Annotated in this window: 12 protein-coding genes; 1 reads left to right on the forward strand and 11 read right to left on the reverse strand. The window is 75.5% G+C overall.

Annotated elements, in window-relative coordinates; translation table 11 throughout:
• Positions 1-4: 4 nt before the first annotated feature.
• Positions 5-2,269 carry a bifunctional salicylyl-CoA 5-hydroxylase/oxidoreductase gene (locus tag K7G60_RS02810; RefSeq protein WP_374115569.1) on the reverse strand — a complete coding sequence of 755 codons (2,265 nt, stop codon included), beginning with the start codon at positions 2,267-2,269 and terminating at the stop codon, positions 5-7.
• 2 nt (positions 2,270-2,271) lie between these two features.
• Positions 2,272-3,099: an enoyl-CoA hydratase family protein gene (locus tag K7G60_RS02815; protein ID WP_030690034.1), complete on the reverse strand. Its 828-nt coding sequence runs from the start codon at positions 3,097-3,099 to the stop codon at positions 2,272-2,274.
• 256 nt (positions 3,100-3,355) lie between these two features.
• Here K7G60_RS02815 and K7G60_RS02820 point away from each other — a divergent pair, with 256 nt between their 5' ends.
• A complete protein-coding gene (locus tag K7G60_RS02820) occupies positions 3,356-3,916 on the forward strand; it encodes an ATP-binding protein (RefSeq protein ID WP_225799160.1) in 561 nt (186 codons plus the stop codon).
• A 123-nt stretch (positions 3,917-4,039) separates the two neighbouring features.
• Here the strand turns inward: K7G60_RS02820 and K7G60_RS02825 are convergent, their stop codons facing one another.
• From K7G60_RS02825 to K7G60_RS02865, 9 genes are all read right to left on the reverse strand, one after another.
• The gene (locus tag K7G60_RS02825; RefSeq protein WP_225799161.1) at positions 4,040-4,891 is read right to left on the reverse strand and encodes an MBL fold metallo-hydrolase; all 852 of its coding nucleotides are present in this window, start codon (positions 4,889-4,891) and stop codon (positions 4,040-4,042) included.
• 99 nt (positions 4,892-4,990) lie between these two features.
• Positions 4,991-6,007 (reverse strand): ornithine carbamoyltransferase, encoded by a 1,017-nt coding sequence (gene argF / locus K7G60_RS02830; protein ID WP_225799162.1) that lies wholly within the window; start codon positions 6,005-6,007, stop codon positions 4,991-4,993.
• 112 nt (positions 6,008-6,119) lie between these two features.
• Entirely contained in the window at positions 6,120-7,352 is a 1,233-nt protein-coding gene (locus K7G60_RS02835) for an arginine deiminase (RefSeq protein WP_225799163.1), read from the reverse strand.
• Between the two features lie 70 nt (positions 7,353-7,422).
• Positions 7,423-10,272: a hypothetical protein gene (locus K7G60_RS38760; RefSeq protein ID WP_263985413.1), complete on the reverse strand. Its 2,850-nt coding sequence runs from the start codon at positions 10,270-10,272 to the stop codon at positions 7,423-7,425.
• Positions 10,269-12,521: a hypothetical protein gene (locus tag K7G60_RS02845; protein WP_225799164.1), complete on the reverse strand. Its 2,253-nt coding sequence runs from the start codon at positions 12,519-12,521 to the stop codon at positions 10,269-10,271. Before K7G60_RS02845 ends, K7G60_RS38760 begins: the two co-directional genes overlap by 4 nt.
• Positions 12,518-15,076: a hypothetical protein gene (locus K7G60_RS02850; protein WP_225799165.1), complete on the reverse strand. Its 2,559-nt coding sequence runs from the start codon at positions 15,074-15,076 to the stop codon at positions 12,518-12,520. Before K7G60_RS02850 ends, K7G60_RS02845 begins: the two co-directional genes overlap by 4 nt.
• Positions 15,073-18,714, reverse strand: a complete 3,642-nt coding sequence (locus tag K7G60_RS02855) for a tubulin-like doman-containing protein (protein WP_225799166.1) — start codon at positions 18,712-18,714, stop codon at positions 15,073-15,075. The genes K7G60_RS02850 and K7G60_RS02855 overlap by 4 nt, the downstream gene beginning before the upstream one ends.
• Before the next feature lie 22 nt (positions 18,715-18,736).
• Positions 18,737-21,151 (reverse strand): VWA domain-containing protein, encoded by a 2,415-nt coding sequence (locus K7G60_RS02860; RefSeq protein WP_225799167.1) that lies wholly within the window; start codon positions 21,149-21,151, stop codon positions 18,737-18,739.
• A partial coding sequence (locus K7G60_RS02865) for a Pycsar system effector family protein (protein ID WP_225799168.1) occupies positions 21,148-21,534 on the reverse strand: 387 nt, incomplete at its 5' end. The genes K7G60_RS02865 and K7G60_RS02860, both read right to left, overlap by 4 nt.

A 21,534-nucleotide genomic window follows, 5' to 3' on the forward strand; every position in this document is an offset into this window, starting at 1 on the left:
GGGGTCAGTCCCGGCGGCCGGTGGGCGGGCGGCGGCTGCCCGCGCGGTACGGGGCGGGCCAGGGGGCGCCCGGGCCCCGGTACTCCTGCTCGGCCGCCGCGTGCAGGGTCCAGTGCGGGTCGTAGAGGTGGGGGCGGGCGAGGGCGCAGAGGTCGGCGCGGCCCGCGAGGAGCAGGGAGTTGACGTCGTCCCAGGAGGAGATCGCGCCGACCGCGATCACCGGGACCCCCAGCTCGTTGCGGATGCGGTCGGCGTAGGGCGTCTGGTACGAGCGGCCGTAGGCGGGCTCCTCGTCGGGGACGACCTGGCCGGTGGAGACGTCGATCGCGTCGGCGCCGTGCTCCGCGAAGGCGCGGGCGATCGCGACGGCGTCCTCGGCGGTCGTGCCGCCCTCGGCCCAGTCGGTGGCCGAGATGCGGACGGTCATGGGCCGGTCGGCCGGCCAGGCCTCCCGCACCGCGTCGAAGACTTCGAGGGGGTAGCGGAGCCGGGCCGCGAGGTCGCCGCCGTAGGCGTCGGTGCGGTGGTTGGTGAGCGGGGAGAGGAAGCCGGAGAGCAGGTAGCCGTGGGCGCAGTGCAGTTCGAGGAGGTCGAAGCCGCTGCGGGCGGCCCGGCGGGCGGCCTCGGTGAACTGCTCGCGCACGGCGGTGAGTCCGGCGCGGTCGAGGGCGGCCGGGGTCTGGTTGACGCCGGGCCGGTACGGCAGGGGCGAGGCGGCGACGAGCGGCCAGTTGCCCTCGGGGAGGGGCTGGTCGATGCCCTCCCACATGCGGCGGGTGGAGCCCTTGCGGCCCGAGTGGCCGAGCTGGACGCCGAACGCGGTGCCGGGCGACCGTCCGTGGACGAAGTCGGCGATCCGGGTCCAGGCCTCGGCCTGTTCGTCGGTCCAGAGGCCGGTGCAGCCGGGGGTGATGCGGCCCTCGGGGCTCACGCAGACCATCTCGGTCATGACGAGTCCGGCGCCGCCGAGGGCCCGGGAGCCGAGGTGGACGAGGTGGAAGTCGCCGGGGACGCCGTCCTCGGCGACGTACAGGTCCATGGGGGAGACGACGACCCGGTTCCGCAGGGTCAGTCCGCGCAGCCGGAAGGGGGTGAACATGGGCGGGGTGCCGGGCGGGCAGCCGAAGTCCTCTTCGACGGCGGCGGTGAAGGCGGGGTCGCGCAGCCGCAGGTTGGCGTGGGTGACGCGGCGGCTGCGGGTGAGCAGGTCGAAGGCGAAGCGGCGGGGCGGGCGGTCGACGTGCCCGGCGAGCTCCTCGAACCAGCGGAGGCTGGCGCCGGCCGCCCGCTGGGTGGACTCGACGACGGGGCGGCGCTCCGTCTCGTACGCGGTCAGGGCCTCGTCGAGCGTGGGGTGGGCGTCGACGGCGGCGGCGAGGGCGACGGCGTCCTCGACGGCCAGCTTGGTGCCGGAGCCGATGGAGAAGTGGGCGGTGTGGGCGGCGTCGCCGATGAGCACGGTGTTGCCGTACGACCAGCGGGCGTTGGCGACGGTGCGGAAGGCGGTCCAGGCGGAGGCGTTCGAGCGGAGCTCCCGGCCGCCGAGCGCCTCGGCGAAGACCTTGGCGCAGCGGGCGGCGGACTCGGCCTCGTCGAGCTCGTGGAAGCCGGCGGCCAGCCAGACCTCCTCGCGCATCTCGACGATGACGGTGGAGGAGCCGTCGGAATAGGGGTAGGCGTGCAGCTGCATCACGCCGTGCTCGGTCTCGGCGATCTCGAAGCGGAACGCCTCGAAGGGGAAGTCGGCGGCCAGCCAGATGTAACGGCAGCGGTGGGTGGTGATCCGGGGACGGAAGTGCGCGGCGTGGGTCTCGCGGGTGCGGCTGTGGACGCCGTCGGCGGCGACGACCAGGTCGTGGTCCGCGGCCAGGACGGCGGCGGGCGGGGCCTCGGTGCGGAAGCGGAGCCGCACGCCGAGCTCGGTGCAGCGGGCGTGCAGGAGCTCCAGGAGCCGGCGGCGGCCGAGGGCGGCGAAGCCGTGGCCGGTGGAGGTGGTGCGGTGGCCCCGGTGGACGACGTCGATGTCGTCCCAGCGCACGAGCTCGCCGCGGAGCGCCTCGTACACGACGGGGTCCGCGTCCCGGATGCCGCCGAGGGTCTCGTCGGAGAGGACGACGCCGAAGCCGAAGGTGTCGGAGGGGGCGTTCCGCTCCCAGACGGTGACCTCGCGCGCCGGATCCTGCCGCTGGAGCAGCGCGGCGGCGTAGAGCCCGCCGGGCCCGCCGCCGACGACGGCGACGCTCCGGGGACCGGTGCCCGGGGCCGGCACCGTCAGCACCCCCGCCACTTCGGGGGGCGCTTCTCGGTGAAGGCGGCGTGGAACTCGGCGTAGTCCTCGCCGTTCATCAGGAGCGCCTGGGTGGCCGCGTCCAGTTCGACGGCGGCGGCGAGCGGCATGTCGAGCTCGGCGGTGAGCAGGGCCTTGGTCTGGGCGAGGGCGAGGGCGGGGCCGTCCGCGAGGCGGCGGGCGAGGGCGGCGGCCCGCTCCCCCGCCGCGCCCTCCTCGGTGAGCTCGCTGAGCAGGCCGATGCGCTCGGCCTCGGCGGCGTGGACGGGCTCGCCCAGCATGAGGAGGCGGGTGGCGTGGCCGAGTCCGACGACCCGGGGCAGCAGATAGGCGGCGCCCATGTCGCCGCCGGAGAGGCCGACCCGGGTGAAGAGGAAGGAGAAGCGGGTGGTGGGGTCGGCGATCCGGAAGTCGGCGGCGAGCGCGAGGACGGCCCCCGCGCCGGCGGCGACGCCGTGGAGGGCGGCGACGACGGGGAAGGGGCATTCGCGGATGGCGCGGACGACCTGGCCGGTCATCCGGTTGAAGTCGAGGAGCCGGGCGGTGTCGAGGGCGAGGGTGGCGCCGATGATCTCGTCCACGTCGCCGCCCGAGCAGAAGCCGCGGCCTTCGCCGCCGAGGACGAGGGCACGGACGGCGCGCTCGCGGGAGAGCTCGGCGAGGAGGTCGCGCAGGTCGGCGTAGGCGCCGAAGGTGAGGGCGTTGAGTTTGGCGGGGCGGGCCAGGGTGACGGTGGCCACTCCCTGGTCGATGTCGAGGCGCAGGTGCTGCCAGCGTGCCGTGCGGGGCGCGGAGCCGGTAAAGGGGCTCATTCCGGGGGCCTCCTTCCTCCGTAGGGAGGGTATCACCATACTGTGACTGTCGTCACGAGTACGCGATAAGGCCGATGAGGAGGGCGTGCAGCCGCCTCCCCAAGGTCCCGGACGATCGATGACCGAGGTCCTCGCCCTGAGGGCGGGGGTGCCCTGGGAAGCGGATTTTGCACCTCGTATGGTTGAAACCAGGACGTCTCGGGATGCCCCCGTCCCACTCGCCCATCCGCCCCCTCGGCGAAGGGAGCCCGCCCACATGCCCGAAGTCACCCGCCCTCCGGACGCCGGACTCGCGATGTCCGGACCCACGGGCGCCGGACTCACGGCGTCCGGCTCCCCGGCCGTCGGCCCCGGGGCCGAAGCGGCCGGGCCGGTCACCTCCTGGCGCGTCCGGCTGCCCCACACCACCGCCGCCGTGCCGATCGCCCGCGCCCTGATCCGTACCGCGCTCACCGACGCCGCCCCCGGAGACGAGGGCCGCCCCGACAGCGACACGGCGGAGCTCCTCACCGCCGAGCTCGTCGCCAACGCCGTCGAGCACACGGCGGGCACCGGCCCCATCGAACTGGTCGTCGCGCTGCTGCCGGCGCCGGGCGGCTGTCAGATCGAGGTCCACGACTCCCGGCCCGCCCGCCCCGGCGACCTCGTCTGCCCCGATCCGGAGGTCGGGGTCGACCCCTGGCAGGAGCACGGCCGCGGGCTCCTCCTGCTCCGGGCGCTCAGCAGCGACTGCGGCCACCGCCCCACCGCGGACGGCAAGGCGGTCTGGTTCACGCTTCCGGGGATACCGGCCCAACGGCGTCGCCGGGCGGGCTGACGTGCCGCGGGCCGCGACGCCCCCGGACACCGCACGGCAGCGCGCCGACGACCGGCGGGCCGGTCCGCGCGATCGCCGCGACCCGGATCGCCGCGGCACCGGAGGGCGGCCCGGGGACCTCCGTCACGTGGCCGACGGCCGGGGCTGTTCGGGCGGGACCGAGCTTTCGGCCACCGCCATCCACTGGTCGAGGTCGGCCTGCGTGAACTCCGTCCAGGGCGGAGTCCCGGGCAGCCGGCGGAGAAGGTCGAACGCCTCCGCGATGTGCGGCCCGCGGAGCACCGGCGTGTGACAGCCGGCGACGACCTCGGCGCCCAGCCCCTGGAAGCCGTCCACCACCGTGCGGAACTTCTCTTCGTCCGTCAGCGCGACCCAGGGCGAGACCAGGCGTCCGCCGAAGAGCTGCCCGTCGCGGAACTCCTCCGCGGACAGGTCGGCCGTCTCGGGCAGGGGGGTGGGCACGTTCGTCGCGAAGGTGTCCACCGCCCACAGGACGCCGGTCTTCGTGTCGAAGAGGGCCCGGGTCGTCGGGTTGTCGTACAGCGGTGGCCGTCTGGCCACCAGTGTGCGGTCACCGGCGTCCACCGTGTCCCCGTCGATCATGAAGCGGCACCGGTTGATCGGCGTCTCCCACTCCTCGGCCATGCGGCCGAGGGAGAACCAGGTCGTCAGCAGTGTCGCGTTCGGGCACGCGGCGAGGGCGGCCAGGAGGTTGCCGGCATGGTCGCGGTCGTCGTGGGTGAGGAAGATCCATCGCACGTCCAGCGGATCCACCACGGACCACGCGGCCTCCAGCCACTGGGACCGCACCGCCGGCGCCCCGGTGTCCACGAGGATCGGTTCGGCTCCCCGGATCACCATCGAGTTCATCGGGAAGTGGCCGACCGGCGGGGCCTCCAGGGCCCACGGGATGACGAACGTCTCCTCGGCGATCCGGTACGGCTGCAGGAGTTCGAAGGTTTCTGTAGCAGTCATCGCCGCTCTCCCTGGAGTGGGGTCCGGCCACAGTGCCTGTCCATCCAGTCCAGTCCCGTACCACGCCCGCGTCAAACCGGCGACCGGGGCGGCCGCGGCTCAGCCGTTCGCCGCCGGGCCGGCCAGCGTCGCGACCAGGACCGCCTTGATGGTGTGCATCCGGTTCTCGGCCTCGTCGAAGACGACCGAGTGCTCCGATTCGAAGACCTCGTCCGAGACCTCCAGCTCGGTCAGGCCGTGCCGGGCGTGGATGTCCCGGCCGACCGCCGTGCCCAGGTCGTGGAAGGCGGGCAGGCAGTGCAGGAACTTGACGTCCGGGTTGCCCGTGGCGCGCAGCACGTCCATCGTCACCGAGTACGGGGCGAGGGCGGCGATCCGCTCGTCCCAGACCTCCTTGGGCTCGCCCATGGAGACCCAGACGTCGGTGACGACGAAGTCGGCGCCCGCGACGCCCTCGGGCACGTCCTCGGTGAGGGTGATCCGGGCGCCGCTGACCTCGGCGAGCTTGCGGGCCGCGGCGACGACGTCCTCGGCCGGCCAGTACGCCTCCGGGGCGACGATCCGGACGTCCATGCCGAGGAGGGCGCCGGTGACCAGGTAGGAGTTGCCCATGTTGAAGCGGGCGTCGCCCAGGTAGGCGAAGGTGATCCCGTCGAGCGGCTTGTCCGTGTGCTCGGTCATGGTGAGCACGTCGGCCAGCATCTGGGTGGGGTGCCAGTCGTCGGTGAGCCCGTTGAAGACGGGCACGCCGGCGAAGGCGGCGAGCTCCTCGACCGCGGCCTGGCTGTCCCCGCGGTACTCGATGCCGTCGAACATCCGGCCGAGGACGCGGGCGGTGTCCTTGACCGACTCCTTGTGGCCGATCTGGGAGCTCGCCGGGTCGAGGTAGGTGGTGGAGGCGCCCTGGTCGGCGGCGGCGACCTCGAAGGCGCAGCGGGTGCGGGTCGAGGTCTTCTCGAAGATGAGGGCGATGTTCCTGCCGCGCAGCCGCTGCACCTCGGTGCCCGCCTTCTTGGCGGCCTTGAGCTCGGCGGCGAGCGCGATCAGGCCGCGGAACTCCTCGGCGGTGAAGTCCAGCTCCTTGAGGAAGTGGCGGCCGATGAGGTCTGTGGCCATGGGACGCGCTCCTGGGGTACGGGTCGGGAGGACGACGGCGGTAGGGACCCTGGAAGTGTATACGCACTTCAACATTTCTATACAGCCCCCCTCTCCGTGACCCTCGTCCCCCTCAGGAGGCGTCCCGCTCCACCGGACAGCTCATGCAGCGCGGGCCGCCCCTCCCCCGGCCCAGCTCGCTGCCGGGGATCTCGATCACCTCGATGCCCTGCTTGCGCAGATGCGTGTTCGTCGTGACGTTCCGCTCGTACGCGACCACCACCCCCGGCTCCACGGCCAGCACGTTGCACCCGTCGTCCCACTGCTCGCGCTCGGCCGCGTGCACGTCCTGGGTCGCCGTCAGCACCCGGATGTCCTGGAGCCCGAGGGCCGCCGCGATGGCGCCGTGCATCTGCTCCGGCGGATGGTCGGTGACCCGGAGGGACTGCCCCGCGTCCCCCGGTTCGATCGTGTACGAGCGGAGCATCCCGAGACCCGCGTACTGCGTGAAGGTGTCCTGGTCGACCATCGTCATCACCGTGTCCAGGTGCATGAACGCACGCCGCTTCGGCATGTCCAGCGCGATGATCGTGCGCGCCGACCCCGCCGCGAACATCCCCCGGGCCAGCATCTCCACCGCCTGCGGCGTCGTCCGCTCGCTCATCCCGATCAGCACGGCGCCGTTGCCGATGACCAGGACGTCCCCGCCCTCGATCGTCGACGGATAGTCCGACTGCCCCTCCGACCAGTGGTGGAAGGCACCCGCCTCCGGGCCCGTGAACAGCGGATGGTGCTTGTAGATCGCCTCGAAGTGCACCGTCTCGCGCTGCCGGGCCGGCCAGCGCATGGCGTTGATGGAGACGCCGTCGTAGATCCAGGCCGAGGTGTCCCGGGTGAAGAGGTGGTTCGGCAGCGGTCCGAGGAGGAAGTCGTCCAGGTCCATGGCGTGGAAGCGGACCGAGGTCGGCTCCCGGTGCGCCGCCAGGAACTCCCGCTTCGTCATGCCGCCGACCAGCGCCTCGCCGAGCGCGGCGGCGTCCAGCGAGTCGAAGGCCGCGCGGAGGTGGTCGGCGGCGAGCGGGCCGTACTCCTTCTCGTCGAAGACCCGGTCGAGGACCAGCGCGCGGGCCGCCGGCACCTCCAGGGCCTCGCGCAGCAGGTCCCCGAAGAGGTGCACCTCCACCCCCCGGTCGCGCAGCACGTCGGCGAAGCCGTCGTGCTCCTGCCGGGCCCGGCGCACCCACAGCACGTCGTCGAAGAGGAGGGCGTCCTTGTTGGACGGGGTGAGCCGCTTCAGCTCCAGATCGGGCCGGTGCAGGATGACGCGGCGCAGCCGCCCGGTCTCGGAATCGACATGGAATCCCATGCGCCCATCCTGACGGAGCCGGGCGGCCCTGGCCCGCCTTTCGACAGGGGTCGCACGGCTCCCTTCGGCGTCACGTGACCCACTGGGCCACGCCGATCAGGACGATCGCGGCCACCAGACCCCCGATCAGCAGCGCGGCCCTGCGCAGGAAACGACGGGTGTAGCCGTTGCCGAGGTCGTCCGGGCCGGCCGGCGCGGGAGCCGCGGGGCCCGGGCGGTGCGCGGTGCGCGGCAGTCCGTACGCCTCCTTCAGGAGCGTCAGCCAGACCGCGTCCGGCAGGCCCGGCCTCTCGCCGTCGACGATCAGCCAGAACGCCTCCCGGGCGGACGGCGCCGGGCTCGTGCGAAGCCGCGACAGCAGCTCCGCGACCGTGCCGACCGGGGCGTCGCCGCCGCCGAGCAGGGGGCGGACCGCCCAGCGGTGCAGCTCGGCGGCGTTGGCCGCGCGCTGCTCCTCCGGCGGCTCGGAGGGATCGTCCCGCGCGGTGGGCGGCGGGACGGCCCACAGCTCCTGGCCGATGGCCACCTCGCAGAGTTCCCGGCGCATCGGATGGCCCCAGGACGGCAGGCGCCGGGCGATCTCCCGGAGCAGGACGGTGACGACGGCGTACGCCAGGGGCTGGCGCAGCGCGTCCAGCAGCTCGCGGCTCCCGCCCTTCACGACGAGCTCCCGCGCCTCCTCCACGCTCCGCGCGGTCGGCAGCTTGTGCACGAGCGAGGTCTCGGCCTCCCGCCCCCGCGGCCGCCGCCGCGGGCCCTTGCCGGGGCCGGTCCACTGCGGTCCGACGAGCGGCAGCACGGGCCGGGGGTAGGCGACGGCACCGGCCGCCTGCGGCTCGTCGACGGGCCGGGGCCGGGGTACGGGAGCGGAGGGAGGCGCGGGCGGCAGCGGCGGCTCGGGGACGTGCCCCTCCGGGGCGCCCGGCCGGTCCGGGCCCCACGACGCGCCCCGTCCGTCGTCGGAGTCCGGACGCCGGTCCGACGGGCCGGGACGCTCCTCCCGCCCCGGCCCCCGCCCCGGCCCGTCGGACCGGACGGCCGGGCCCGTCCCGGAGCCGCCGGACCACGCCCCCGGAGAGGCCGGGCACGGCGAACCCGACGGCTCGGAACACCCGTCACCCGTCGGGACGGAACGCCGGGGAGCCGACGAGCCCGGATCTCGGGAGTCCCGGGGGTCCTGGGGGTCCTGGGAGCCCCGGGGGTCCTGGGAGCCCCGGAGGTTCCGGGGGTCCGGCTCCCGATCGTCCGGGAAGCCCTGCTCACGAGGGTCCGGGACGCTCTGGCCCCGGAGGTCCCCGGAACCTTGGCCCTGCAAGTCCGGGAAGCTTTGGTCGCGAGGGTCCGGGGAGCCCTCACCCCGAAGGCCCCGGGAACCCTGACCCCGGAGGTCCCGAAAGCCCTGCTCACCGAGGTCCCGGGAGCCCTGCTCACGGAGGTCCGGGGAGCCCTCACCCCGAAGGTCCCGGGAACCCTGCTCATCGAGGCCCCGGGAGCCCCGGTCCCGAGGGTCCGGCGCGGTCTGGTCCCGGTGCCCGCCCACGCCCTCGTACCGACGGTCCGGCAGGCCTTCGTCCCGGGGGTCCGGGGAGCCCTGGCCCCGGGGGTCCGGGGCGCCCCGGTCCCGGGTGCCCGGCGCGTACAGGTCCTGGCGGCCTCCGTACCCGGCACCTCGTGCGCCCTCGTTCCGAGGGTCCGGTGGGGTCTGCTCCCGCTGTTCCCCGGCGTCCCTGGCGCCCTCGTCCCGGGAACCCGGCGGGGCCTGCCCCCGGCGCCCCCCGTACCCGACGTCCGGCACGGCCTCGTCCCCGGGGGCTCTCGCGTCCTCGTCCCGAGGGTCCCGCGCGTCCCCGTACCCGGGGCGCGGCGGGGTCTGTTCCCGTCGCCCCCCGTACCCCGGGCCCGGCCCGTCCCCGGCCCGGAGGTCGGGGGCGGCCCGGTCCCAGGGGGTCGGTGCCCCCCGGTCCCGGTCCCCGGGCTCCGGTGGGACCGGGTTCCTTCGGCGGGGGGCGGAGGTGCGGGGGTCGACGGCGTCCAGGTGGTCGACGGCCCGGGACGCCGTCTCCAGGAGCGGGCCCCGGTAGGTGGCGGCGGCGGTGCGGAGGGCCCTGCCGATCACGTGGTCGCGGCCCTTCCCCTCCTCGACCTCCCACAGGTGGTGGCGGACGAGCCGGGCCGCGACCTCCTCCGCCCGGTCGCCGCACCGTTCGCGCGGGTCGACGCGGCGCCGCTCGGTGTTGCGGCTCGCCGCGCCGGACCAGCGGCCGACGAACACGAAGCGGAGCGAGGTCAGTTCGGCCGTGTCGTGGGTGGCGAAGGTCAGCGGCCGTCTGGTGAGCGCGCCCAGCATGCTGTGCAGCCCCCACAGGACGGGGCAGGCGGTGTCGCCCCGTTCGTCGAGGACGGTGAACAGTTCGTCGGGGTGGCGCAGGAACTCCGCGACCGTGCCGACGAGTTCCTCCGCGGCGTACGGCAGGAGCCGGTCGAGCTCCGCCAGCCCTCCGCGGGTCGCGGCGGGGACGAGGGCCTCCGCCGGGACCGCCGGCAGCGGGCCCCGCGCCTCGGCGGCGTTCACGGCGGCGGCACCGTCCCAGTCCCAGCCGTGGAGCCCGAGGCAGACGGCGGGGCCGAGGAGGGCGGGCGCGCCGACGAGGGCGTGGCAGAGCACGGACGTCCTGCCGTCGGCGTCCGTGAAGGGCGTGCGCCGGATGAGCATCACGTGGTCGCGCCGCCGGAGCCGGATCAGGGCCGGCCGGATCTCGTCCCCGCCGGCCCGCAGCACGGGGCCGGAGAGCTGGAAGAGGTTCTCGGTCTCGTCGCGGGACCCGGACCAGGCGACCGGCCCGAAGCCGGTGTTGCCGGTGAGGTTCTCGCTGTCCCAGCGGAAGACGATCTGGTCGGCCTCGTTCTCCGTCCGTGTCATCGGACGATCCCCTCCGTAGGTTCCGCCCCGGGCAGCAGCCCGCACAGGGCGAAGAGCGACAGCAGCGGCGCGAGGACCCGGCGCGGCCGGGCCCCGTGCGGGAACCGGTCGCCGCGCGCCTGTCCGCCGGTCGCGGCGACGAAGTGCAGGGTGCAGTCGGCGCAGTCGTCGAAGGGCTTGAGCCAGGCGGCGCCGGCGTGGTGGGCGAGGAAGGCGTACGCGTCCCGGCTCTCCTCGCGGACCGCGGCGGGGTCGTGGCGGCCGGTCAGCGCCCGGCCGAGCCAGCGGTCGACGACCGGTTCGAAGCGGACGAGGTCGCTCTTGTTGACGGCGAGCGCGGCGGGCGCGGCGACGAGTCCGCCGCGCTGCCGGGGGATGCGGTTGAGCACGGTGGTGAAGGCCTCGTCGCCGAGGTCGCGCCGCCGCAGTCCGCTCTGCTCGCGCACGGGGTCGAGTCCGGGCAGCCGGAGGGCGCGCAGCGGGTCCAGGACGAAGACGAAGGCGTCGACGCCCATGAGGAAGCGGCCGACCTCCCCGTCCTGTGCGAGGTCCTCGCCCGCGAGGTCGAAGAAGACGACGGGGCGGGCCGGCGCGCCGCCCGCCGAGACGAGCAGGCCGTCGGCGAACCGCGCGAAGGTCTGCTGTCCGGTGCGGCCCAGCTGCCGCCCCTCCTTGAGTTTCTGGACCCGTTCGCGCAGGAAGTTCCGGTGCGCTTCGGGATTGAGCGGCCGGCATTTGAGTCCGTACGGTTCGAGGCCGCCGAGTTCGACCTCGCCGAGCATGGCGGCGAGGAGGTGGGTCTTGCCGACGGACGAGCTGCCGACGAGGGCGATGGAGAGCGGTTCGCCGTTGGTGAGGTAGGGGACGGGCAGTTCGTGTTCCTCGTCGCCGTCCACGGTGTGCGGGCACAGGTGGTAGGCCTTGCGCAGGGCGTCCGCGACGTGGCCGGGGCGGCGTTCGGCGCTGAGGTCGAGCGGGATCCGGTTGCCCTTGGCGTCGATGGTGACGAGCAGCCGTTCGTCGTACTCGACGGGGAGCAGGCAGTGCGGGCACATGCGGCCGCGCGGCGGCGGGGGCGGTGCCGGTGCGGGCGTCGCGGCGGGGGCGGCGGGCCGGAGGGCGTCGCCTCCGCCGCCGAAGATCCGGTCGCGGAGGGAGGGGCGCGACGGCCGCGCCGGGGGCGGGGGCGGTTCCTCCGCGTCCGGGCGGAGCGGGGCGGCGCCGGAGGCCGCGCGCTTCCTGGCGATCTGGCGGTCGTACTCGCCGCGCCACCGGTCGAGCGGATCGGCCGCCCCGATGCCGGTGGCGAGCGGGTCGGGGACGTGCAGCAGCCGCATGAGCTCGACCGGCCGGGGCCGGTCCGCCGCGCGCGCGGCGAAGAGCCCGCTCTGTCCGAGGGCGGCGAGGCGGCGGTAGTCGGCGAGGTCGGCCGGGGGTCCCTCGCCTCGGTCGGGGCGGCCGGCGAGGAGGTAGTAGGCGATCTCGGCGACGGACCACAGGTCGTCGCGCGGGTCGGCGACGCCTTGGCCCGCGCGCTGTTCGGGCGAGGCCCAGGGGGCGCCGCCGAAGGGTTCCCGGGCCTCCCCGGCGCGCTGCGCGGCGTACGGCTCGCAGAGCCGGACCCGGGCGCCGTCCCACCGTACGGTGTCGGGCGCGAGGGCCCGGTGCACGAGGTCGGCCTCGCCCAGGAGCCTCACGGCCATGGCGAGTTGGCCGGTGATGCGCTCCTGGTCCTCGGCGCCGAGCCGCCCGGTCCACTCGGACAGCGGACGCCCGGTCGGCGGCCGGTACAGCACGAAGGGCTCGGCGGCGGTCAGGTCGAATCCGACGATCCTGGCGAAGACCGCGCCGAACCTGGCGCCGCCGTAGCGCCGTTCGAGGGCGACGGCGGCCGCCGCCTCCCGTTCGAGGAGGGCGTAGGCGTGCGGGTCGCCCTGCGCGGACGACGCCAGCCGGTACTGGAGGACGGGCACGCCCGTGCCCAGGGTCGCCCGGCGCGCGAGGACGCCGGGACGGCCGGGCGGCCGGTGGTCCTCGCCGTAGCGCACGGCGAAGCGAACCGGCGCCTCGCGGGGGGTGAGGAACTCCAGTTCCTGGTAGTACGGATGGGACGGCGGGGTCGGCTCGCTCAGGTGGTCCGGGTGGTCCGGACCGATCGGCTGGTGCGGGTCGCCCTGCGGGTCCGGGCCCGTCGGAAGGTCCGGGTCGCCCGGGTGGTCCGGGCCGCTCGGGTGGTTCGGGTCGATCACGGTTCTCCCGCCTCCTCGGCGCGGACGGTGTGCACGACGTCCGCGCGCAGCGGTACGAGACGGAGGATGCCGGCGTGCCGTCCCGCGCCGGTCCACACCACGTCCTCGGCGGTGCCCCGCCAGATGTCGTCCCCGGCGGCGCCGCGCCGCATCGCCTCGGGCACGAAGCGGACCTGACGGGCGGCGAGCGGATCGTGGGAGAGCAGCCGCAGGTGCTCGGGGCCGCACAGCGGGACCGTGCGGCCGGGGTCGTCCTCCGCCAGGAGCAGCCGGGCCACCGCGTCGGCGGCGACGCCGGTGAGACGGGCCGCGTCGGGCCGGTCGGAACGGTCGGTGAACGCCGCGAGGGAGGTGAGCGCGTCGGGGTCGCGGAGGCCCTCGTACCGGGGCGGCGGCGAGGCGGCCACGTCCCGCTCCAGGCGGAGCCGGGTCTCGTCCAGGAGTTCGGAGAGCCGCTGCTCGTGACCGGCGCGCGCGAGGGCGCCGGGATCGCGCTCGACGCCCGCCCAGCACCGGTCGAGGATCAGGACGGTCCCGGCGACCAGGTCGCCGACCAGGGTGTCGACGAGCGCGGGGCCCCCGTCCCCGTACCGCCGCTCCAGCCAGCCGGGCGCCGGCCCGGACAGGGGTCCGTCGGCGGAGCTCCCGGCGTCCCGGCCGGGCGGGCCGTACGGATCGGGGGCCGGGGGCCCGGGGGCGGGTCCGGCCGTCTCCCCGGCCGGTTCGGACCAGAGGTCGTCCTCCGCGCCGTCCCCCCAGGCCTCCGGCCCCTCCCCCCAGTCGTCCCCGTCGTCCCGCCAGTCCTCCCAGCTCCAGGACGCCGTCCCGGTCTCCGGGGCCGCCGACGGCTCGGTCTCCGGCCGGTCGCCCTTCCGCGCCGCGTGCGGCCGCCCGTGCGCGTCGGCGGTCTCCGCGAGCCCCCGGAGCAGCCCGGCGACGGCTCCCGCCCCGGCCGAGCAGTGGTGCCGCACCTCGGCGAAGAGCCAGTCGTGGACGGCGGTCGTGACCACCAGCTCCTGGATCTCCCGCAGGATCCGCCAGGCCTCCTCCGGGTCCGCGCGCGCCCACCAGTCGTCCACGGCCCGGCTCCAGTCGCGCAGCGCGAGCAGCACGACGGCCGCCGCGGACACGGCCGCCGCCACCGCCCCGGCCCAGGCGGGCAGGTCCAGGAACAGGCCGAGGGCCGCACCGACGACACCGCCGAGCAGCCCGCCGAAGAGCCGGGGCGCCGCGCCCGTGGCACCGCCGCCGTCGATCCGCCCGTCGGGCGAGCGGTTGGGCCTGCGCCGCAGCATCAGGTGCGCGAGCCCGGCGGCGAGGACGCCGACGGCCGGACCGAGGACCCAGCCGAGCACCGGCCAGACCCCGGCGAGCAGCGCGAGGAGCCCGGTGACGGCGAAGGCCACGGGCCGCGAACCGCCCGCCGTGAAGGGGTACCGGGCGCCGAGCCGCCGCAGCCGCTCGGGACCGCAGATCGCGTCGAGGCGGGTGAGCCGGGTCGCGCTGCCCACGGGCGCGGTGCGCGCGGACAGCGCGGACAGCCGGGCCGCCACCGACCGCAGCGGCAGCCCCTTGCCGATCAGGTCGTGGGTGAGGTCGCGCAGCGCCGGGACGATCCCGGCCCGGGAGATCTCCCGTGGCAGCTCGGGCAGTTCGACACCCCGGTCGCGGAGCACCCCCCGGTGCTCGGCGGTGAGCCGGGTGCCGCCCGCCGCGCCGAACGCGTCCGCGACGGCGGTGCGGAACCGGTCCAGCTCCTCCGTCACCCGCTCCAGGTCCGCCGGCAGGTCGACGCTCCGGCCGGCCCCGGTGAGGAGGCCCGCCGGACCCCGGACGCGGTGGTAGTCCTCGACGGCCTCGCCGACCGCCGCGTCGCAGGCGGCGAGCCTGGCTCCCGCCCGGCCCTGGGGCGGCAGCCACTGGTGTCCGGACAGGGAGCGCGGCACACCCTCGTCGAGGAGGAGCGCGAGCGCGCCGGGCACCTGCTCGGCGGAGATGCTCCCGGCCGGCACGTCCGGTCCGGCGAGACCCTCCACGGCCTGCCGCCAGGCCCGCGCCCTGGCCTCGTCGGTGAGGTCGTGCTCCAGGACCCGCACGGCGGGCACCGCGACGCCGTGCACCACTTCGCCCAGCGCGCGCAGGACGGCGTCGAAGACCTCCGGCGTGGACAGGACGTCGACGAGCGGGCGCAGCACGGCCTCGCCCGGCACGCCGTCCTCCGTGGAGTCGAAGACCCACAGGACGCCGGCGGCGGGCGGGCGGAGGGTGAGGGAGCGGCTCAGGGTCCGTTCGCTCCGGGCGCCGACCGCCAGGCAGACGACGTGCGCCGGCCCGTAGGAGGAGAGGCGCTCGTAGAACAGTTGGTGCGCGACGAGCCGGTCGGCCTCGTCGACGACGAGGAAGCGACGCTCGCCGCCGGGCTGCGGGACGTCCAGGGCCGCGCGGACGGCGGCCCCGGCGTCGTCCGCCCCGGCGGGCGGCGTGCGCAGGTCGAGGCAGACGGCGTGGCCCGGCATCGGCCGTTCGGGGAGGACGGGAAGGACTCGTGGGCTCACTCCGCCTCACCGGCCCGGTCGCGGCGGTACCGCTCGTCGTCGGGCCCGAAGTCCGGGTCGTGGTCCTCCTCGTAGGCGGGGCCGAAGTCCGGCTCGGGCTCCAGCTCCCAGTCGCCCTCGTAGACGGACGGCCCCGAGGGGGCGGGGCGGCCCACGTCGCCGGACCCCGGATCGCGGCGGGCATCGCCCTCGTCCCCGTCCACACCGAAGTACCGGGGCCGGGACTTGTACCCGTCGTCGTCCCGGGGCTGGGGCCGGAACCCGGACCGGGGCTCGCCCCCGGCGCCCTCCTCGTGCGCGGGCCAGGGCCCGTACCCGACGCCTTCCTCGTACCCGGCCCCCTCGGCGTACCCGGCCCCCTCGGCGTACCGGGTCCCCTCCGCGTACCTGGCGCGCGGCTCCTGTCCCGGGCGCGGATGATGGTCCTGGCGCGGGCGGTGGTCCTGGCGCGGGCCGGGAAGGTGGCCGGCGGGCCGGCCCTGGGGGCGGCCCGGCACCTGGCCCCTGCCCTGCCGGGGGGAGTGGCGTTCGTACAGGGCGCGGAGGTTCGCGCGGGTCGCGCGGGCCGCGCTCGGGAAGCGCATGCCGAGGGCGCCCGGGTAGGTGACCTCCCAGAAGTGGCGGAGCGGGGCCAGCCATTCGCTGTCCGCCGGACCGTACTCGGCGGCGATCTCGTCGATCAGGCGGAGCTGGCGCGGGGCGATGTTCTCGACGAAGTGGGTGAAGAGCCGTGAAGGGGGCGCCGGGACCTGGGCGAGGCCCTTGGGCAGGGCGCGCATGAGCCGCTCGCAGAACTGCTCGATGATCTGCCCCTCGTCGAGCAGCGCCGAGCGTTCGTACGCGCGCAGCAGCCCCGCCCAGCTGGAGAGCGAGCCGTCGAAGCCCTCCAGGCGCAGCGACATGGTCGCGGACTCGCCGTCCTGGAGGCTGATCCGGACGAGGTGCGGCGAGTCGACCGGGCCCTCGGTGGCGATGTGGCCGTTCCACATCGCGCAGAGCAGCCGGTGGAGGATGCGCTGCCGGTCCGGTTCGGTGGAGACGAGCCAGTCGTCCCGGTAGCCGAGCCGCTGGCGCCAGTGCAGGAAGTCGTCCTCGCCGCCGGAGTCGCGGGCCTCGGACCAGAGGCTGAGGACGCCGCGGACCTCGGAGATGTCGGTGAGGTTCATGCCGCTGCGGAAGAGGACGACGGTGATGGAGTCGGTGTCGACGGCCCGGCACTCGGGGAACACCCGGGCGGGCAGGTTGAGTTCCTGCGCGAGGAAGTCGGCGGCCCGGCCGTCCGACTCGCTCGCCGGGTGCACGATGAGGATCTTGAGCGGGCCGCTGCCGTCCGGGACGAAGCCGACGGGGAGGAGTCCGGCGAGCCGGGCGCGGAACTGGTCGAGCCAGCGCGGGTCGACCTTCGCCTCGGCGGTCTCGTCGCCCGCGGCGGCCCGCAGCAGCAGTTCCATGGAGGGCAGCAGGGGGCGGGCGAAGACGTCCTCGTTGGCCTCGCCGAACAGGCGCTTGACCCGCCGCTCGACGACCTGCTTGATCTCCTTCACGGCCGCCCCTGAGGAGCGGCGGACCGCGTCGAGGGCGCGCCGCCAGTCGTCGGGCCCGATGAGCCGGTCGAGGAGGGTCGCGGCGTCGGTGGTCTCGGGGAGGCCCTCGCTCTGGGCGAGCCGGTCGACGACGTCGTCGTAGAAGGCGCGCAGGGTGTTCTGCGGGGGCAGCAGGTAGGCGATGCCGGCGCGGTCGTCGCGGTAGAGCTCGCGGCGGCGGTCGGCGAAGGACTTCGCCTCGTCCTGTTCGTGGGCGCGGAGCACCTTGGTGAGTTCGGCGACCTCGGTGGTGACGCGGTTGAGGGAGGGCCGCCACTGGGCCTCGCCGGCCTGCCAGCCGCGGTGCCAGAGGACGCGGGCGCGCCACTGGTACCAGGCCTGCTGCGCGGCGAGCGTGTCCTGGACGTCGGGGTCGGTCCACCGGGCCGGTACGACCCCGCCGACGCTGCGCTTGATGTGGGGGATGTTGGGAGCGGCGGTCTGGACGTTCGGGGGCCGCTCGGGGTCGTTGCGCCGGTTGGCGAGCATGCCGGTGAAGCCCTCCCTGGCCACCCGGTCGGGGTGGCCGGGGAGCCCGGCGAGGACGGTCTCCAGCTGGAAGGGGCCGATGAGGCCGAGGAGTTCGCGGGCTCCCGCGCCCGGCCTGAAGTCCTCGGTGAGGCGCGGGATCTCGCGGGAGAGGTGGACGTCGAGGCGCTGGAGGGAGTGCTCCATGTCGTCCAGCCGCCGCCGGAGTTCCTGGGTGATGTCGCGGCTGCCCCGGGGAAGTTGCTCGGGCAGGGGCACGTCGGGTGCCTCGCGGCTCCACAGGCGGCCGATGCCGGAGCGGGTGAAGAGGTCCCGGACGAGTTCCTGGCCGTCCCGGGCGGGCCGCCGGGCGCGTTCGGACATGCCGCGGACGGCCTGGGCGAGGAGCCGGGCGGCGACGATCTCGGCGAGGTCGTCGACGGGGACGGTGAGGGAGGCGGCGAGGCTGGTGGACATGCCCCGGTAGCCGATGCCGGTACGGGCCGGGGTCGCGCGCTCCACGCTCTTGTTGATGAAGCTGGCGGCGAAGGACTGGTAGTCGTCCTCCGCGCGGTTCACCGCGCCGCTCTCCTCGCCGAGTTCGGTGCCGATGAGCGACATCACCATGGCGGTGATGGAGCGGCGGAGGTCCTCGGTGCCGATGACGGCCGGCTTGGAGAAGAGGAAGGCGGTCTGCATGGTGGCGGGGCGCAGGGCGACGACGCCGTCGCCCGGGTAGGTGACGCTGAGCCGGCCGCGTTCCTCGACGTCGCCGAAGGTGGCGAGGGCGTCGGGCACGTTCTGGTCGTCGACGAGCCGCGAGAGGTCCACGAGGGCGCGGGCGGCGTTGAGTTCGGCCTCGCGGCCGCCGCCGGCCTCGGGCGGGAAGGCGGAGGGCATGACGACGAGGGGGTAGATCTTGACGCCGGGCACGTGGGCGTTGCGGAACTCGTGCCCGATGAGGTGGATGAAGTCGTAGAAGATGCCGGCGCCGGTGCCGCCGGCGACGGAGAAGGCGACGAAGACGTCGCAGCCCCGGATGCGGCCGCCGCCGACCCGCTTGAGGTCGCCGGCCGCCTGTCCGATGGCGCCGATCGCCTCGCGGAGCTGCCGCAGGACGGGTTCGAGGCCGGAGCGCACGGTCGCGAAGAGCGCGGCTCGTCCGACGGTCGGCAGCTGCCCGGCGCCGCTGTTGAGGGGGGCGACGCGCGGCTGGCGGGCCTGGGGCGGCAGCCAGTGCCGGGTCTCCTCGGGGACGGTGACGCGCAGCATGCGGGTCACTTCGGGCGAGGAGTCGAAGTCGGTGGGCAGCAGGTCGCGGACCATGCGGGAGGTGCGGGCGAAGGCGGCGCCCTCGGCGCCCTTGGCCCGGAACTGGGGCTGGCTCAGCAGCTCGCCCTCGCTGAAGTCGGCGTAGACGAACTGGAGGCAGTCGGGCAGTTGGAAGGGCAGTCGGCGGCCGCCGTCGACGAGGTCGGTGCCGTCGGGTCCGCACAGCTCCCGGCGCAGCTGCCGTTCGAGTTCGCTGCCGATCTTTCCGCCGGTGCCGCCGAGTCCGACGAAGAGCATGGGCTGGTAGATCTTCATGTCGTCTCTCCTCGGTGCCCGTTCAGAAGTTCGCGTCGTAGGTGTCGGACCCGCCGGTGGCCCCGGTCGCCCCCGGGGCGGCCGCCGTGCCCGCGCCCGTACCGGTGCCGGGGCCGGGGCCGGTGTCCGTGCCGGTTCCGGATCCGGTGCGCCGGGGGGCGCGGGGTCGCCGGGACCACGGGAGGTCGCGGGTCCGCGGGGAGGGCGTGCGCGCGCCCCGCACGACGAGTTGGTGGTCGCCGAGGCCGACCGGCTCCCCGGCCCTGACCGGCACCTGGGCGCCGCCCCCGGGGCGCAGCAGCAGTTCGCCGGAGCCGGTGCGGCGCAGCACGTGGGCGGTGGAGGCGGCGGTGCCGTGGACGCCGCGGAGCATCGGCGCCTCCCCGTAGGGCTCGTCGACGGTGAAGGCGAAGGTCCCGCCCTCGCTCTGCCCCCTGCGGACGGTCAGCGAGTGCAGGGACCGGCCGTCGTCGCGCAGTTCCAGGGTGACCCCGGTGAGGTCCCGGCGGCGGCGCCGGGCGGCGAGCCGGATGCCGGCGAGGACGGCGAGCACGAGGAGGACGACGGCGCCGCCGGTGACGGCCTTCCACCAGCGGTCCCACCAGGTGGGCGGCGCCACCACGAGGACGTCCAGGAAGGCGGTGTCGAGGACGGTGTCGCCGTCGCCGGTGTCCACGACCGCGATCCGGCCGCCCAGTTCGCCGAGGGCGGTGCCGGGGGCGAGGGTCACCGTGAGGGGGATGCGGGTGCTCTTGCCCGCGGGCGCGGTGACCGGGGTCGGGGCGACGGTGAGTTCGGCGCCGGGCGTCTGGTCCTGGAGGGCGAGCCGCAGGGTGTGCGGCGCGGAGTCGTTGTTGGTGACGTCGAGGGTGCCGCGGACGGTGCCGCCCGGGTGCACGGTGACGCGGTCGACGACGAGCCCCGCGGTCAGCACCGGCACGTCCGGGCCGCGCTGGGCGTGCACCGGGCGCCGGTCGGAGGTGATGCCGGGCGCCGCGATGCGCGTGACGAGCTCCAGGTCGCCGGTGGCCCCGGCGGGCAGGGTGAACGTGCCGGTGAACCGGACGTCCCCGGCCTTCCTGTCGGGCGCCTGCCCGTCGTCGGCGAGCCGGAAGGCGAAGGGCCGGAAGCCCGCGCCGGCGACCTCGGCGGAGGCCGTGAGACCGGCCAGCTGCCGCGGGTCGGTGATGACGACCCCGCGCCGGGTCTGCATCCGCACCTGCACGGTGACCTTCTCCCCCGCGCGCGGGGACGCCGGGTCGAGGGTGACGTCGGAGCGGAGGCGGCCCTGCCAGATGGCGCGGACGGCGACCTCCCGGTCGCGGTGGCCCTCGGGCGCCTCGATGTGCACGCGCCAGCGGCCGGGCAGCGGATCCTTCACGCGCAGCGCCTCGACCGGCCCGTCCTGGCCGCTCACCTCGAAGGTCGAGCCGTCGAACTCGCCCCGTACGGGCACCTTGCGGTTCGCCGGGTCGTAGTAGGTGACCCGTACCTTCGGATCGTGCTTGGCGACCGTGAGGGAGCCGTCGGTGGCGATCGGCGGGATGGTCACGGTCAGGTCGGCGGGCGGTTTCCCGACGGTGCCCTCGGCGATCCGGGCGCAGCGGGCGGCGGCGAAGGTCTCCTGGAGCGCCTTGTCGATCTCGGCGGAGGTGCCGACGACGCGCATGCGGGGGACGGAGTCGGGGATGTCGGAGCAGGCGCCCCGGTAGCCGCCCTCGGCCATCGCGGTCAGCGCGGAGCGGTCGATCTCGCTGCCGAAGCCGAGCGGCCAGATCTGGACGCCGGCCGCCCGGGCGCGGGCGAGCTCCTCGGTGAGCCGCCGCGCCCCGTTGGACTGGCGGGTGTCCCGGTCGGTGCCGTACTCGGGGCTGTCGGCGACGTCCAGCTTGCCGTCGGTGAGCAGGAAGACGACCTTGGGCACGGCCGGGGCCTTCGCGGTGGTGGGCCGGGCCTCCGTGAGGCGGGTGACGGCCTGCCGGATCGCGGCCGGGAAGTCGGTGCCGGGGCCCATGCGGGCGGCGTCGCGGCGGCCCAGCTGCTGGACGCATTCGCTGAGCCGCTCGCGGCCCGCCGCGTCGGCGACGGTGAGCGGGCAGACCTCGTTCACGGGCGACTGGCCGGGCTTCTCGGAGCTGCCGAAGCCGATGACGGCGGCCCGGGAGCGGTCCGATATCTCGCCCTGGCTGAGCAGCGCGGCCGCCTCCGTCTCGCGCGCCAGGTCCTTCTCCGCCAGGCTCGCCGACTGGTCGACGACGACGGCGAAGTCGAGCGGGTCGGGGCCCTCGACGGGTCCGGCGACGGTACGGGCGGGGCCGAAGGCCCCGGCGGCGGTGGCCGTGGCGTGGGGTGCCGTGAGCGGGCCGGGGAGCGCGAGGAGCGCCCCGGCGAGGAGCAGGGCGCTTCCCTTGCTGGTCCAGTGCATCTTCTCTCTCACCACAGTTCGCTGAAGAGGGCCAGGAGGGCGCCGAGCGCGAGCGCGGACACGCCCAGGCGCAGCCACCGGTACTTCGCCGCGAGCACGAGTCCGTGCACGCCGGCCTGTTCGAGGAGCCAGTCGGTGGCGTCCGTGCCGGACGCGCCGAGCCGTTCCCGCAGCACGGTCGCGGACGGACCGCCCGTCAGCTCGCGCAGGAACGTGCGGTCCGCGCCGATCCGGGTGCGCGGCAGGACCACCGAGACGAGCATCAGGACCCCCGCCGTCCACAGCGCGCCCGCCGCGAGGAGGAGCGCGAGTCCGGTGCCGGCGGTGGGCAGCGGGGCGCGGTCCCCGGAGAACACGACCGCCAGGAAGGCGAGGGCGCCGGAGAGCAGGATGGC

The organism is Streptomyces sp. NK15101 (assembly GCF_020400725.1).
In the GTDB taxonomy this organism is placed as follows: Bacteria; Actinomycetota; Actinomycetes; order Streptomycetales; family Streptomycetaceae; genus Streptomyces.

What these genes read in the sequence shown, in the direction of transcription:
- K7G60_RS02815 (WP_030690034.1), bottom strand. Translation starts at nt 3,099, where the DNA reads ATGAGCCCCTTTACCGGCTCCGCGCCCCGCACGGCACGCTGGCAGCAC.
- K7G60_RS02820 (WP_225799160.1), top strand. Translation starts at nt 3,356, where the DNA reads ATGCCCGAAGTCACCCGCCCTCCGGACGCCGGACTCGCGATGTCCGGA.
- K7G60_RS02825 (WP_225799161.1), bottom strand. Translation starts at nt 4,891, where the DNA reads ATGACTGCTACAGAAACCTTCGAACTCCTGCAGCCGTACCGGATCGCC.
- argF (WP_225799162.1), bottom strand. Translation starts at nt 6,007, where the DNA reads ATGGCCACAGACCTCATCGGCCGCCACTTCCTCAAGGAGCTGGACTTC.
- K7G60_RS02835 (WP_225799163.1), bottom strand. Translation starts at nt 7,352, where the DNA reads ATGGGATTCCATGTCGATTCCGAGACCGGGCGGCTGCGCCGCGTCATC.
- K7G60_RS38760 (WP_263985413.1), bottom strand. Translation starts at nt 10,272, where the DNA reads ATGACACGGACGGAGAACGAGGCCGACCAGATCGTCTTCCGCTGGGAC.
- K7G60_RS02855 (WP_225799166.1), bottom strand. Translation starts at nt 18,714, where the DNA reads ATGAAGATCTACCAGCCCATGCTCTTCGTCGGACTCGGCGGCACCGGC.